This is a genomic window from Streptomyces sp. NPDC126497 (assembly GCF_040302425.1).
Lineage (GTDB): Bacteria > Actinomycetota > Actinomycetes > Streptomycetales > Streptomycetaceae > Streptomyces.
Genome location: NZ_JBEORT010000077.1, coordinates 1 through 14,409, shown reverse-complemented (window position 1 = coordinate 14,409; position 14,409 = coordinate 1). Strand labels below are relative to the sequence as shown.

The window sequence follows — 14,409 nt, the reverse complement described above, 5'->3', positions numbered from 1 at the left end:
CCTCGCAACAAAGTGGAGCAGGCCTCCGGGGATCGCGGGGCGCTTTTGCGGAACGTCCACCACCGCGGGCCGACGTTTCGGGGCATTACGGGTGCAGGACCACCAGATCGTCCCTGTGTACGACCTCGCGTTCGTACTCCGGGCCGAGGTCCCGGGCGAGTTCACGGGTCGAACGGCCGATCAGGAGGGGGATCTCCTTGGCGTCGAAGTTGACCAGCCCCCGGGCCACCGCCCGCCCCTCGCCGTCCCGCAGCTCCACCGGGTCGCCCGCGCTGAACTCGCCCTCGACGCCCGCGATCCCGGCCGGCAGCAGCGACTTGCGGCCCTGGACGACCGCGCGCACCGCGCCGTCGTCCAGGGTGATCGAGCCCTGCGGGGCGGAGGCGTGCTGGAGCCACAGCAGCCGGTCGGCGGAGCGGCGGCCGGTGGGGTGGAAGTAGGTGCCGGTGTCACCGCCGCCCAGCGCCTCCGCCGCGTGGACCGCGCTGGTCAGCACCACCCGGATGCCGGCGGCGGCGGCGATCGAGGCGGCCTCGACCTTGGTGACCATGCCGCCGGTGCCGACGCCCGCCTTGCCGGCGCTGCCGATCTCGACGTGGGCGAGGTCCTCGGGACCCCTCACCTCGGCGATGCGCGAGGTGCCGGGGCGGGCGGGGTCGCCGTCGTAGACGCCGTCCACGTCGGAGAGCAGGACCAGCAGGTCGGCGTGGACCAGGTGGGCGACGAGGGCGGCGAGCCGGTCGTTGTCGCCGAAGCGGATCTCGTCGGTGGCGACGGTGTCGTTCTCGTTGACGATCGGGAACGCGCCCATCGCCAGCAGCTTGTCGAGGGTGCGGGAGGCGTTGCGGTGGTGGGCGCGGCGGCTCATGTCGTCGCTGGTCAGCAGCACCTGGCCGACCCGGACGCCGTAGCGCGCGAAGGAGGCGGTGTAGCGGGCGACCAGCAGCCCCTGGCCGACGCTGGCGGCGGCCTGCTGCCGGGCCAGGTCCCGGGGGCGGCGGCGCAGGCCCAGCGGGGCGAGGCCGGCGGCGATGGCCCCGGAGGAGACGAGGACGATCTCCCGCTCCCCCCCGCTCCTGCTCTTCGCCAGCACGTCGACGAGCGCGTCCACGCGGTCGGCGTCCAGACCGCCCGCCGCGGTGGTCAGCGACGAGGAGCCGACCTTGACGACGATCCTGCGCGCCTCGCCCACGGCCTGCCTCGCCCCTGCCACCCTGCCGCCCGCCCCTCACGTCGTCCGATCACCACCCGGCAATCTACGCGAAGCGGATCGGCGGGCGCTCGGCGTCCCACCCTCCGGACCGGGCACCCGTAGTGACCGGACGAACACGTACCGCACGCGGCGGAAAGGTTGTATTAGGTGCCCATGGAAATCAAAGAAACTTTAAACGTAATGTGAACGTCTGAATGACTCTGTGATCCTGAAGGGCGCCCTGTGAGACGCATCCTGCTCCGATCGGGCAAGAGCCCGTTCGACGTCGTACCCGTGGAAGAGGCCCTGCACCGGGACGTCATCGCCACCAACTCGGGCAACCTGATCTTCAGTGACGCCGCTCACAAGATCCTCACCGCACCCGACACCGAGGTCGTCTCCAACGGCGTGCAGACGAACGTCGCGGCGGCCGGACGGATCAACGACGAGTACGACGCGTTCGTGGTGCCGCTGGCCAACGCCTTCCGGCCGTCGTTCGAGGGTTCCCTGGAACGCCTGACCCGGCTGATCAGCAAGCTGAAGATCCCGGTCGTGGTGCTCGGGGTCGGCGCGCAGAGCGGGATCACGTACGACGCGGACCGGCTGAAGGCCATGGAACCGACCGTGCGCGCCTTCTGCTCGGCCGTGCTGGAGCGCAGCGCGTCGATCGGTGTGCGCGGCGAGTTCACCGAGCGGTACCTCAACGAGATGGGCTTCAGGGACGTGGAGGTCATCGGCTGCCCGTCGATGTTCCTGCACGGCGACAAGCTCACCGTGGAGAAGAAGGCGGCGGCGCTGACCCCCGAGTCGCGGATCGCGATCAACGGCTCCCACGCGGCGATGCGCAACGGCGGCCTGCACAAGATCCTCGGCCGCGCCCACGCGCGCTACCCGAACCTGCGCTACATCGGCCAGAACCTCACCGACGCCAAGCAACTGCACTGGCGGGACGTGAACTCCCCGGACGGCCGGATCACCCTGATGCCGACCCACCCGGACCACCCGATGTACCGGGAGGACAAGGTCCGCGTGTACATCGACCCGCAGACCTGGTTCGACGACCTGCGGGACTTCGACTACTCCTTCGGCTCGCGCATCCACGGCAACATCGCCGCGCTGCTGGCGGGCACGCCCGCGACGGTGCTGGCCTTCGACTCGCGCACGCTGGAGCTGTGCCGCTACTTCGAGATACCGCACCAGCGGCTCGACCGCACGGCCCCCGACACCGACCCCGCCGAGCTGTACGAGAAGGCCGACTTCAGCGCGTTGACCGGCAACCACCGCGAGCGGTTCGACCGGTTCACCGCGTTCCTCGACAAGAACGGCCTGCAGAACACCTTCACGCACGGCGACGGCGGAGCGGCGTTCGACGAGAAGCTCCGGTCCCTGTCCTTCCCCCCGGGCATCCGTCCCTGGATCGACGACGACCCCGCCTCGCTCACCGCGCGGCTCGGCTGGATGTACGGCCGGGTCGCCGAACTCACCGCGGACAACGCCAAGCTGAAGCGTGACCTGGCGAAGGCCAGGTCCGGCGCGAAGGCCACCGCCAAGACGGCCGCGCCCGCCGCGAAGACCTCGGTCTACCGCCGCGCGCGGCGCGTGGTGGTCCGCCCCCTGCGGCGTGCGCTGCAGCCGGGGCGGCAGCCCGCGCCGAAGGACGGCGGGACCGCCTAGCACGGTCGGGTCACTCCAGGGTCCGGACACCCGCGTGTCGTCCGGAGGCCGGCGCGCGTTAACCCGGGCGCCCGTTCCGCGCCGACCCTGGAGTGACCGCAGTGCCCGACCCCTCGTCCCCCCGGCGGCGGACCGCCGTCCAGTCGTTCGTCCTCGCCGTCGCGTCGGCCGCCTGCGTCGCGCAGGCCGTCGCCGCGCTGCGTCCCCATGTGCCGCTGCTGCTCGTCTCGACCGCCGTCTCCCTGGCGGTCGAGGGCGTGCTGCACCGGTGGCAGCCCGGCATGGCGGCGCTGTTCGCCAAGTCGCACGCGGACGTCACCGTCCGCCACGTGCTGCGCGACCTGTTGCTGGTGGCGGGACTGCTGCGGCTCGGCGAACAGCACCGGGAGACGCAGTACGCGCCGCTCGTCGCGGGGTTGCTCGCCTTCTACGCGCTGCACTGCGCGGTCCAGGCGGTGTCCGTGCTGGTCCGCCGCACCCGCACGCTGCCGGTGCTGACCCGCAACATCGACGCCTCGGCGCTGCGGCTGTCCCCCGCCCCGGCCGCGCTGCTGCGCCGTCCCGGCCACCGGCTGCTGGTGTTCGGCCTGCCGGCCACGGCCGGGCTGGCGGCGACGGCGGTCACCGACGACGTCCGGTACGGGGCGGCCGGTGTCGCACTGGCGCTGCTGCTCACGTCCGCGGGGCTGTGCGCGCTGCTGCTGCGGCTGCTGCCCGGCCGGCGTCCCGCGGGCGAGCAGGAGGTGCTCGACTGGTTCGACGCGTGGCTGGCCGAGTACCGGCCCACGGTCGGCCTGTACTTCTCCGGCGGTCCGTCCTCCGCCTACCAGGCCAACATGTGGCTGGAGCCGCTGGCCGGGCTCGGCGGGCGGCCGGTGATCGTGCTGCGGGAGCGGTTCATGGTGCCGAGGATCGCGGCGACCGACATCCCGGTCGTGTGCCTGCCGAAGGTCTCCACGCTGATGCGCCTCGAGCGGTCCACCCTCCAGGTGCTCATCCACCCGTCGAACTCCGGCAAGACCTCGCAGGTGCTGCGGATCCCCACCATCAAGCACGCCTTCGTCAACCACGGCGAGAGCGACAAGCTGTCGTCCTGCAACCCGTACGCGAAGGCCTACGACGAGGTGTGGGTGGCCGGTCCCGCTGCGCGCGAGCGGTACGCGCTGGCCGAGGTGGGGGTCGAGGACAAGGACGTGGTGGAGATCGGCCGCCCGCAGCTGGACGCCGTGCGCCCGTACGCGGGTCCGCCCGCCGGCGCCCGCGTGACGGTGCTGTACGCGCCGACCTGGGAGGGCTGGGACGGCAACCCGGGCAACACGTCGCTGGTCGCGGCCGGGGAGAACCTGGTACGGGCGCTGCTCGCCGATCCGGGGGTGCGGCTGCTGTACAAGCCGCACCCGCTGACCGGCTCGGTGGACCCCCGGGCGGGCGCCGCCGACCGGCGCGTGCGGGAGCTGATCCGGGCGGCGAACCGGGAGCGGTCCGGGGCGCGTCCGGCGCCGTCGGGGGAGCCGGCCCGGCGCGCCGCGGAGCTGGAGCGGCTCACCGCGGCCGCCTTCCGGGCGGGCGCCGACCAGGTCGAGCGGATGCTGGCGCAGTCCGCGCCGGAGCCGGGCCGGGCGCAGGCGGTGGCGCGGGCGACGGCGGCCTGGGAGGAGGCCCACTGGGCGTCGCTGCCGGAGTGGGAGCACCAGGTCGTCACGGACGTCCGGCCCGAGCTGTACGCCTGCTTCAACGTCGCCGATCTGCTGATCAGTGACGTGTCGAGCGTGATCAGCGACTTCCTGGCGAGCGGGAAGCCGTACGCGGTGACGAACACCGGCGGGCTGTCCGAGGAGGCGTTCCGCGCGGCGTTCCCGACGGTGGCGGCGGCGACCGTGCTGACGCCGGACGCGGCCGGGGTGCCGGCCCTGCTGGAGTCGGTCCGCGACCCGCGGAAGGACGAACTGGCGGCCGCGCGGGCGGAGCTGAAGCTCCACCTGCTGGGCCCGGCCGAGCCGACGTCCCAGCAGCGCTTCGCCGCGGCCGTCCAGGCCCTGTGCGCGGCGGCCCGGGACCACCGGGCCCGCGCGGCGCACCGCCTCACCGCGGAGCTCCCCGGCCAGCGCCGGGAGACCGCCGGGGCCCACGGCCCGGACCCGGCCGCCCGCCGCGTCGGCTAGGGCCGCGGCACCAGGGCGGCGCCTGCGGTTCAGGCCGCGGCGGGGGCCAGCAGGCGGCGGGCCCTGCGGGCGGCGCGGCGCAGGAGGGAGGCCGTGCCGTCCGTACGGTAGCCGGGGACGGTGCGGGCCTCGCGGGGGGAGGCCAGGTACACGGAGTCCGGGATGCCCGCCGCGCGGTCGCGGAAGTGCGGGTAGGCGAGGTAGACGCGGCGGCCCCGCCGCTCCAGCAGGACCTGCGGCTGCTTCTTCTCCCGGACGAACCGCAGGACGTCCATGAGGAGTTCCGGCCGCTGCCCGGCCACCAGGTGCAGCCGCAGCCGCTCCTCGACCTTCAGCCGCCGGGCGACGCCCTCGGTCCAGTGGGCGTCCATCAGCGGCCGCGCCAGCTCCAGCTTGTGCCGCCGGACGTCATCGGTGTCCTTGAGGAACCGGGGTCCGAACTGGGGCAGCAGGGTGACGGTGAAGGGCCGCACCATGAGCAGGTCGCGGCGGGGGCCCTCGGGCACGAGACCGGCGATCAGGTTCATCAGGGCCCGGGCGGAGTCGAACCGCAGGGTGTGGTCACCGCTCTTGGTGACGTGCTTGCCGTCGTCGCGGCCCACCAGGTAGTAGCAGGTGTAGTCGGCGACCACGGAGACGCCGTCGGCCCGCAGATAGGCCTCCATGGTGAACAGCGCGTCCTCACCGGTGAACAGGGACTCGTCGAACCGTATGCCGTGCCGCTCGAGTAACGAGCGGCGGAACAGCTTCTGCGCGCTGAGCGTGAACTTGATGTTGGAGGAGTAGACGTCGGTGCGCTCCAGCGTCCTGCCCCACATGGACTTCGGCGCGCCCCGGTTGACGCCCTCGATCCGGCCGAGCACGACGTCGGTGCCGGCCCGGTCGGCCATGCCGACCATCCGCTCGAGGGCCTCGGGCCCCAACCGGTCGTCGGCGTCCAGGAAGAAGACGTAGCGCCCGGCGGCCCTGCCCAGACCCACGTTGCGCGGGCCACTGGGGCCGCCGGAGTTCTCCTGCCTCAGCACGGTGACCGGCATGGGCGCGCGGGCCGCGAACTCCTCCAGGTACTCCCCCGTGCCGTCGGTCGAGCCGTCGTCGACCGCGACGACCTCGATGCGCTCCGGGCCGATGGTCTGCGCCTCCACGGAGGCGAGGCACTCGACCAGGTACGGCATCGCCTCGTACGCCCCGATGACCACGGTGACATCAGGCTGCGCCATGGCCACTTTCCCCCTTGATACGGGATGTTTCCCGTGTATCGCCTCATTCTTTACTTGTTAGACGGCGGCCCCGGGTGCGGGGTTGCCTGGGGCGCCCGCTTTCGTGGTCCACGTCACAGGCGTGCCGCCGGGCATGCGACAGGGCCCGGTCCCCGAGGAGTCGTTCCTCGGGGACCGGGCCCTGTCGGGTCCGCCGGGCCGCCGGTCAGCCGGCGTCGACGCCGTCCGCCTCGCCGGCCGTCGACGTCCGCGGCACGGGCACCGCGTCCGCCAGCTCCACGTCGGGGCCGCCGGTCGTGATCCGGTTCTCCTGGCCGAGGTTGCGCGCCTCGGCCTTCAGCGCGAGCTGGGCGACCGCGGTGTTGAACTGGTCGATGGACTTCGGCTCGTCCGGGCCGAGCAGGTAGCGCTTGAGCTCCCCCCGGTCCCCGGCCAGCGGATCGGCGGCCGGGTCGCGGACCGCCTCGAGCAGCCCGCCGAGCTCCTGCGCGCCGTTGGACAGGATCACGGCGGCGCGCACCGCCGTGTTCTGCCGCTTGAACTCCTCCACGCCGAGTTCGGCGGAGTCCGTGACGGCGTACGGCTTGCCGCTGGCGATGAAGTCGGAGACCACGCTGGAGATGTCGGAGACCATCGCGTCGGAGACGTTGAAGCAGTCGTACAGGCGCGGCTCGGCGCCCGTGATGACGCGGTGCTCCCAGTCGGGGAAGGAGCGCCAGTACGCGGTGTTCCACTCGGCGCGCAGCCGGGCGATCTCCTCGTGCCGGGCCACGTCGACCACTCCGTCGCGGGAGGCCTCGGCCTCGTCGCCCTTGCCGGCGCCGCCGGACAGCTCGGCCAGCCGGGCCTCGATGCGCTCCAGCTCGGCCCTGGCCCCGGCCTGGGCGGTGGCGTCGGCGGTGAAGCGCGGGTCGGCGGCGCGCGCGGCGGCGGCCTTCTCGATCAGCGCGGTGATCCGCTGGTGGGCGGCCTTCGCCAGCGGGCTGCGGGTGCCGGTGAAGGGGTGCGGCTTGTACAGGACGCGCACCGCCGGGTCGGCCTCGACCAGCTTCCTCACGATGTTCTCGCCGGCCAGCAGGATCGAGGTGTTGCCCGGGTTGTCGTCCCAGCCCTCCCAGGTGGGGGCGTACAGGACGGTGGGCATGCGGTCGCCGGGGACGCCCTGCCAGGTCCGGATCGGGGCCAGCTGCGGGCGGCCGACCTCGACGATGTCCTCGTCGCGGACGCCGACGTCGGCGATGGCGTAGCGGTCGCGGCCCGCGCGGCCGGCCGTCCACACCTCGTCGTAGACCTTGCTGTACGGGTTGACGCTGGCGAGCTTGTCGCTGTCGCCGTGGCCGATGAAGACGTGCTTCATGGTGGGCACGCGCAGCATGTGGATGTTCTTGCCGACGTTCGCCGCGTACAGCGCGACCCGCACCGTGGACAGGTCCATGTTCATCAGGTGCACCCCTCCGGGCACGCAGACGACGGGGACCGTGGTGGGCGCCAGGTTCTGCAGGATGACCCGCTCGCGCAGGATGACCAGCGGACGGGTGTCCAGCTGCTCCATGGTCTCCAGCCACATGTTGACCTGGTAGGCGGAGTCCCTGGAGCCGGAGAAGTACAGCACGGTCTCCGGCCGGTACTCGCGCAGCCAGTCGTCGATCGCCTCCAGCACCCGCTCCGGGTTCGGCGGGGTCCTGCGGCCGCGCGCGTAGGGCAGCAGGGCGAGGACGTACAGGGTGCCCGCGGCCACCGTGACGCCGATGCCGACGTAGCCGACGGCGGCCGACTCCAGGAAGGCGCCGACGAGTATGCCGACGACCGCCGCGAGGTCGAGGTGGAGCATCTTCTCCGCGGACCGGTGCAGCAGCGCGCGCGGCGGCGCGTCCGGGATGCGGATGCGGGAGGCCAGGTCGACGTTGCGGGTGGCGACCGGCATCCGGCGGCGGTTGCGGATCAGCGTGGTGAGCGCGCCGTGCGGGGCCTGCAGACCGTAGAAGGCGATGAAGCAGGCGATCGCCCCGTAGTAGATCAGGTTGTCCGCGAGGGACAGGCGGGCCAGCAGCAGGATCAGCAGCAGCTGCCGGATCAGGAAGCGGATCGACAGGCCGGCCCGCACTTTGCTGAGGCGGCTGACCAGGTAGCTGCCCTTGCGGTGCAGATAGTGGTCCGCCAGGTACGTCACGGCGGCCGCCGCCGCGAAGGCGGGGATGCTCGGGACGAGCGCGGCCAGCATGAGGCAGGGGAAGCCCAGCAGCATGAGGACCGCTGCGGCCAGCTCGGCCGCGCTGCCCACCCGGGCGACGCGAATAGCGGTGGATATCACGAATAACCTGCTCTTGGAGGGGGTGCCGGTTTTGTGCCTGTACGCAATTCGGGAGGTACGGATTCAGGCCCCCGCGAACTCCCGTCGACTAATCGCGTGAACAGGAGGCCGCGGGGGCCTGAATTACGGAAGGCTATTTGGCGGCAATTATTACACGCCGTCCTGGCGGTCCAGCACCGCGGCCAGCGCCTGCTCGAACCCGGTGGCCCGCGCCGCGCCCGCCGTCGGGTCCTGCTGCCGTACGTCGATGACATGACCGGTGAGCTCGGACAACAGCACGTCCAGCGAGGTCCGGGCCACCGCCTCGGAGGACAGCAGGCTGCCCGTCGGCTCCTGCCCGAAGGCCTTGGTGCGCATCGGCGTGGCGGTGCGCTCCGGGTTGATGCAGTTCACCCGGACGCCGTCACCGGCCCACTCGTCGGACAGGGCCTGGGTGAGGTTCACCATCGCGGCCTTGGTCGAGGAGTACAGGCTGTACTCGGCGCGCCCGCGGGTGTAGCTGCTGGAGGTGTACAGCAGCAGCTGGCCCTTGGTCTCGGCGAGGTACTTGTAGGCCGAGCGGGCGATCTGCACCGGGGCCAGGTAGTTGACCTTCAGCGCCTCCTCGATGGTGGCGTTGTCGGTCTCGGCGAGCTTGCCGATGCGCAGCACGCCCGCGGTGTTGACGACGTAGTCGATGCGGCCGGTCTCGCCGTACGCCTTGGACAGCGCGTCGTCGACCTCCTCCGGGTTCTCCACGTGGGTGCCGGTGGTGGAGCGGCCCAGCGCGTAGACGGTGGCGCCGTAGGACTCGGCGAGCTCGGCGATGTCCTTGCCGATGCCGTACGAACCGCCGAAGACCACCACGGTCTTGCCGGTGAGCAGCTGCCGGTAGGCCTCCTCGGAGACCTGCTCGGGGGCGGCGGTGGAGGCGAGCTGGAAGAGCTTGTCGGCGATGAAGACGTCGACGGGCTGGGTGACCTTCATGTTGTACTCGTCGCCCGCGACGACGTGGATCGGCACGTCGGGCAGGTACTTGAGCACGACCGAGCAGTCGTCCGTGGCCTGGAAGTTGGGGTCGCCCGCGGCGACCTCGTAGGCGCGGCGGATGGTGGACAGCTTGAAGGCCTGCGGGGTCTGGCCGCGGCGCAGCCGGGAGCGGTCCGGGATCTCCGTGATGAACTCGCCGTCCTCGCCGTGCGTGCGCGTGACGATGATGGTGTCGGCGGACGGGATGGCCACGTCGACGGCCTGGTAGCGCTCCAGCGCGGTCACGCAGTCGTCGATGACGCGCTGCGACAGCAGCGGGCGCACGGCGTCGTGGAAGAGGACGTTGCGGTCCTCGCCCTCGGCCAGGCCCTCGCCGAGCGCGGCGATGGCCCGCTCGGTGGTCTCGTTCCGGGTCGCGCCGCCCTCGATGACCTTGGCGACCTTGGTGAAGCCGGCCTTGGCGACGATCTTCTCGATGTCGGGCACGTACCCCGGCGCCATCAGCACGATGACGTCGTCGATCGAGTCGGCCTTCTCGAAGGTGGTCAGGGTGTGCTCGATGACTGCCTTGCCGGCGATCTTCAGCAGCTGCTTGGGGATCGACAGACCCACCCGCTGGCCGGTACCGCCGGCCAGGATCACTGCGGTGGTACGGGGCTTGGCTATGTGCTGGGACACAGGTGACCTACCTTGGGGCGACAGGGAACTTCAAAATGGTCCCACTTGTGGTTACCGCAGTGCAAGGTGAGCGACCTCCGCCGCATATGTGCGCGCCACCTGTCATTCACCTGGACTCCCGGCGCCCGGTGACGGTTCCCGGGGCGCACCGTGAATTCTTGTGAGTAACTCCACAGAAGTGATGGCATTGGTGTGTGTGACAGGCGCGACACCACCCGGTCGGCTCAGCGCAGGCCCAGCCGTTTCGGACAGCGGTGACCGAGGACCCTCACGAGTTCCTTCGACGATGTCCGGTGAACGGTACGCCCTCCGCCGGCGCCGTTCGTCGCCGCCACCGCGGCGAGCGTCCCGATCAGGGCCTGCGCGGCCATTTCGGGGGCGAGCCGCGGCTCGTCCGCCGGTCGCCGGCACGCGGGACAGCGGCTCCGGGTCGCCGAGGACCCGCACGCCCGTGCCGCCGATCCGTGCGGCCGTCCCGGCTCCGGTCCCGGCGGCCTCCGGGTCCCACGCGCGGTGGGACCGCACACGTTCTTCCTGTGGGCGATCGCGCCGTGCCGCGCCGGCTTCGAATACGGCTCTTCCGGAAGCCCATTGCCGCGGAATTCCCTGTAGAGGTTCCGCGGCATTTCGGTCCCGGCGAGGGCGAGGGAGTGGTTCGCGGTCTCCGAAAGCGGCCGCAGCAGCCCCCGGGCGGTCCCGACAGCCCCTCGAAGGTGCGCTCCCGGTGGCCCGCGCCCGGTCCGGCGGCCGCCGCCGGTGCCGCTCGGTGGAACCGGGTCCCCCGTCATCGCGGGCCGGGCGCAGGCGGCGAGGACGGCCTCGATCGGGTGCCGGCCGCGCACCCCGGACGGCGGTGGTGCCGGTCCGGTGCGGGCCGGTGCGCAGCAGGCGGGTGCCGGCGGACAGCGGGGGGATCGCGGTGCCCGAGGCCGGGAGTTCATCTCCCGTGCGGTCGGTGTCCGTGCCGGGGCACGGTGGGACGGCCCGCCGAGGACGGCGTGGGGGGAGCCCGGGACCCGCCCGGGTGCCGGACTCCTCCCGCCGGGCCGCGTGGTCAGACCGGGTGCACACCGGGACGGCCGGCCTCGACCCGCAGCCTGGCCAGTGTGCGCGGGGTGGCCCGCGGCCGCAGCACGGTGTCCACCACCCGCACACGTGCGTCGATGCCGCCCGGGCCGATGTCGAACAGGTGGTAGCCGCGGTGGGCGTCGAGCAGCTTCCAGTGCGGGTTGTCCGCGCGTCGCGGGTCCCACTGCGCGCGGAAGGCGGCCTGGTCCTGGTCGCCGTTGCTGGAGATGGAGGTGCCGACGAACTCGGCGCCCACGACCGCCGACCCCGGGTCGGCGAAGTCCGCCTTGAGGTCGCTGATCATCGTCAGGTGGCGGTCGCCGGTGAGGACGACGGGGTTGCTCACCCTGCGGAACTCCTGGAGCAGTGCGTTGCGTTCGGCCTGGTAGCCGTCCCAGGCGTCGTAGAACCAGAGCTTGCCCTCGCCGGCCTGGAGGTCGGTCTCGGCCATCATGATCTGGGAGGCGATCAGGTTCCAGCGGGCGGGCGAGCGGCGCAGCCCGTCGACCAGCCAGCGCTTCTGCGCGGCCCCGAGCATGGTCAGCGAGGGGTCCTGGGCGCCTTCCTGGGTGGTGGCCTGGTCGCTGCGGTACTGACGGGTGTCCAGCACGTTGAGCCGGGCGAGCCGGCCGAACTCCAGCCGGCGGTACATGCGGATGTGCGGCCCGTCCGGCACGGCGGTGGCGCGGACCGGCATGTGCTCGTAGTACGCCTGGTAGGCGGCGGTGAGCCGGGCGACGAAGGGGTCGTGCGCCTGCTTGTCGGGGTCCTGCGGGATCGCGCCGGCGAAGTCGTTGTCGACCTCGTGGTCGTCGAAGGTGACCACGAAGGGTGCGTTGGCGTGCATCTCCGCGAGGTCGGGGTCGGAGCGGTACTGGGCGTACCGGTTGCGGTACTGGGTGAGGCCGTAGGGCTCACCGGTGCCCTCGTGGCGCCGTACGGCGGTCGCGGAGGGCGTGGACTCGTAGATGTAGTCGCCGACGAACACCACGACGTCCGGGTCCTGCTGCAGCATGTCGGCGTACGGCGTGAAGTAGCCGTGCTGCCAGTTCTGGCAGGAGGCGAGCGCGACCCTCAGACGGCCGCCGGGGCCGTGCTGGGCGGGGGCGGTACGGGTGCGGCCGGTGCGCGAGAGCTGCCCGCCGGCCCGGAAGCGGAACCAGTACGTGGTGTCCGGGCGCAGGCCGCGTACGTCCACGTGGACGCTGTGCCCGTAGGCGGCCCGGGCCGGGGCGACCCCCCGGCGGACGACCTTCCCGAAGCGGGCGTCGCGGGCGATCTGCCACTCCACGGCCACGGTGCGGTCGGGCATGCCGCCGCCGTTCAGCGGGTCCGGGGCGAGCCGGGTCCACAGGACGATCCCGTCCGGGAGCGGGTCGCCGGAGGCCACGCCCAGGCTGAACAGGCCGTCGGGCAGCTTCGCCCCGGCCGCGTGCGCGGTGGCCGGCATCCACAGTCGGGCGGTGGCGGCGCCGAGCACGGCGGCGCCGGCGGTCAGGACGCGGCGGCGGTCGGGCTGAACTGCTCCGGTCATCGGTCGACTCCCCTGCCTCGTGTGACGCTTGGACAGGGGGAAGCTCGCGGTCCGGGCGGTCCGTCCGCTGAACACCGCGGTGCGCGCGCATGGCGAGCGGGGGGACAACGGGAAACCCGCCGCGGCACGGGAACGTCCCGTGGCCGCGGCGGGTCCGCCGGGTGAGCGGCGGGCGACGGGCGCCGCCGCCCGCGGCCGTCAGTCGGTGAAGGCGAGGCCCAGCTGCGCCCCGGCGGCCACCGTGCCGAGGGTTCCGGCGCCGAAGGTCCCGGCGCCGCCCGCGACGGCCGTCGGGGAGGAGCGGAAGTACCACACCGATCCGGCGCCGGAGTTCTCCCCGGGCGCGCCGACGGCGAGGTCGGCGCGTCCGTCGCCGTCGGTGTCACCGAGGTGGACGGTCCGGCCGAACCTGTCGTTCTTCTCGGCGGTGCCCGGTACGTCCGCGGTGTCCTGGGTGACCGTCAGGGCGCCGGCGCCGGTGAGCCCGTGCGCGGTGCCGCGCAGCACCACGACGGCGCCGGCCGCGGACACGCTGCCGAGGTCCTCGCCGGGCGCCCCGGTGACGACGTCCTGGTAGCCGTCGCCGTCGACGTCGCCGATGTGGACGTCGGTGCCGAAGGCGTCGTCGTCCTCGGCGGTGCCGGGCACGCCGGGGCGGTCCTGGTTGAGGAAGACGGCCTTCACCCCGTCGGGGCCCTTCGCGGTGCCGGGGATCCAGGCGACCCGGCCGCCCTTGACGTACGGGTTGTCGAGGTCGCTGTCGTAGCCGTCCACGGCCCGGCCGACCACGATGTCGTCGTACCCGTCGGCGTTCACGTCCCCGACATCGAGGTTCTCGCCGCCCTGCAGGCCGGCGCCGTCGATGTCGTAGACGAGGGTGAAGGGGTTGACGGCGGTGCGGTTGCCCAGCCAGTACACGACCCGGCGGGCGTCGTACTCGTCGCCGTCGTTCTCGGTGGCGACGACGTCGGTGAGGCCGTCGCCGTTGACGTCGCCGGCGGCGAGGTCGAGGATCCGGCTGTCGTACACGTCCTTCACCACCTGCTCGCCGCCCGACGCGGTGCCGTCCCGGCCGAAGGGGCCCTTGAGGATCCGCAGGTCGTGCAGGTTCTCGACGGTCACCACGTCCGGGCTGCCGTCGCCGTCGACGTCCCCGACGGTCAGGTGGCCGGCGGCGCCGAGCGCGTCGTGGGCGCTGCGTCCCGACGCGAGCGCGGTGCCGCCGGACAGGCCCCCGGGCCCGCCCCACAGCACCTCGACCAGCCCGGCGTTCTCCCCGCCGTCCGCGGTGTCCTCGCGGGCGACGCCGACGACGAGGTCGGCGTAGCCGTCCCGGTCGAGGTCGGCGGTGGTCAGGGCGCTGCCGAACTCGTCGTCCGTCTCGGCGCTGCCGGGGACGCCGGCGGTGTTCTGGTGGAAGACCTGCTTGCCCGCGGTGCGCAGCCCGTTCGCCGACCCGTACAGCACGGCGACGTACCCGGCGCCCTTCTTGCCGGCGACGGTCGCGGCGGGCGCGGCCACGGCGAGGTCGGCGTAGCCGTCGCCGTTGAAGTCGTCGCGCGGCTGGGCGGCGCCGGCGGCCGGCACCCGGTCGGGCGCCG

General features: G+C 72.8%; 8 protein-coding genes. 2 read left to right on the top strand and 6 right to left on the bottom strand.

What is annotated here, in order from left to right; all coding sequences use genetic code 11:
- Positions 1-85 precede the first annotated feature (85 nt).
- Positions 86-1,192, bottom strand: a complete 1,107-nt coding sequence (proB, locus tag ABTY20_RS26150) for a glutamate 5-kinase (RefSeq protein WP_351999516.1) — start codon at positions 1,190-1,192, stop codon at positions 86-88.
- 243 nt (positions 1,193-1,435) lie between these two features.
- On the opposite strand from proB, the gene ABTY20_RS26145 reads away from it, so the two are divergent.
- Positions 1,436-2,866, top strand: coding sequence for a polysaccharide pyruvyl transferase family protein (locus ABTY20_RS26145; protein ID WP_351999498.1), 1,431 nt, complete (start codon positions 1,436-1,438; stop codon positions 2,864-2,866).
- Positions 2,867-2,967: 101 nt separating this feature from the next.
- Positions 2,968-5,028: a hypothetical protein gene (locus tag ABTY20_RS26140; protein WP_351999497.1), complete on the top strand. Its 2,061-nt coding sequence runs from the start codon at positions 2,968-2,970 to the stop codon at positions 5,026-5,028.
- Between the two features lie 29 nt (positions 5,029-5,057).
- On the opposite strand, the gene ABTY20_RS26135 is transcribed toward ABTY20_RS26140, so the two are convergent.
- The 5 genes from ABTY20_RS26135 to ABTY20_RS26115 form a co-directional block, all read right to left on the bottom strand.
- Positions 5,058-6,254 (bottom strand): glycosyltransferase family 2 protein, encoded by a 1,197-nt coding sequence (locus ABTY20_RS26135; protein WP_351999496.1) that lies wholly within the window; start codon positions 6,252-6,254, stop codon positions 5,058-5,060.
- A 199-nt stretch (positions 6,255-6,453) separates the two neighbouring features.
- A complete protein-coding gene (locus ABTY20_RS26130) occupies positions 6,454-8,529 on the bottom strand; it encodes a CDP-glycerol glycerophosphotransferase family protein (RefSeq protein ID WP_351999515.1) in 2,076 nt (691 codons plus the stop codon).
- A 180-nt stretch (positions 8,530-8,709) separates the two neighbouring features.
- On the bottom strand, positions 8,710-10,206 hold the full coding sequence (locus ABTY20_RS26125) for a D-ribitol-5-phosphate cytidylyltransferase (RefSeq protein WP_351999495.1): 1,497 nt from the start codon (positions 10,204-10,206) through the stop codon (positions 8,710-8,712).
- Positions 10,207-11,260: 1,054 nt separating this feature from the next.
- Positions 11,261-12,808 carry an alkaline phosphatase D family protein gene (locus ABTY20_RS26120; RefSeq protein ID WP_351999494.1) on the bottom strand — a complete coding sequence of 516 codons (1,548 nt, stop codon included), beginning with the start codon at positions 12,806-12,808 and terminating at the stop codon, positions 11,261-11,263.
- A gap of 198 nt (positions 12,809-13,006) precedes the next feature.
- Positions 13,007-14,395, bottom strand: coding sequence for an FG-GAP-like repeat-containing protein (locus tag ABTY20_RS26115; protein ID WP_351999514.1), 1,389 nt, complete (start codon positions 14,393-14,395; stop codon positions 13,007-13,009).
- Between the last annotated feature and the right edge of the window lie 14 nt (positions 14,396-14,409).

What these genes read in the sequence shown, in the direction of transcription:
- ABTY20_RS26120 (WP_351999494.1), bottom strand. Translation starts at nt 12,808, where the DNA reads ATGACCGGAGCAGTTCAGCCCGACCGCCGCCGCGTCCTGACCGCCGGC.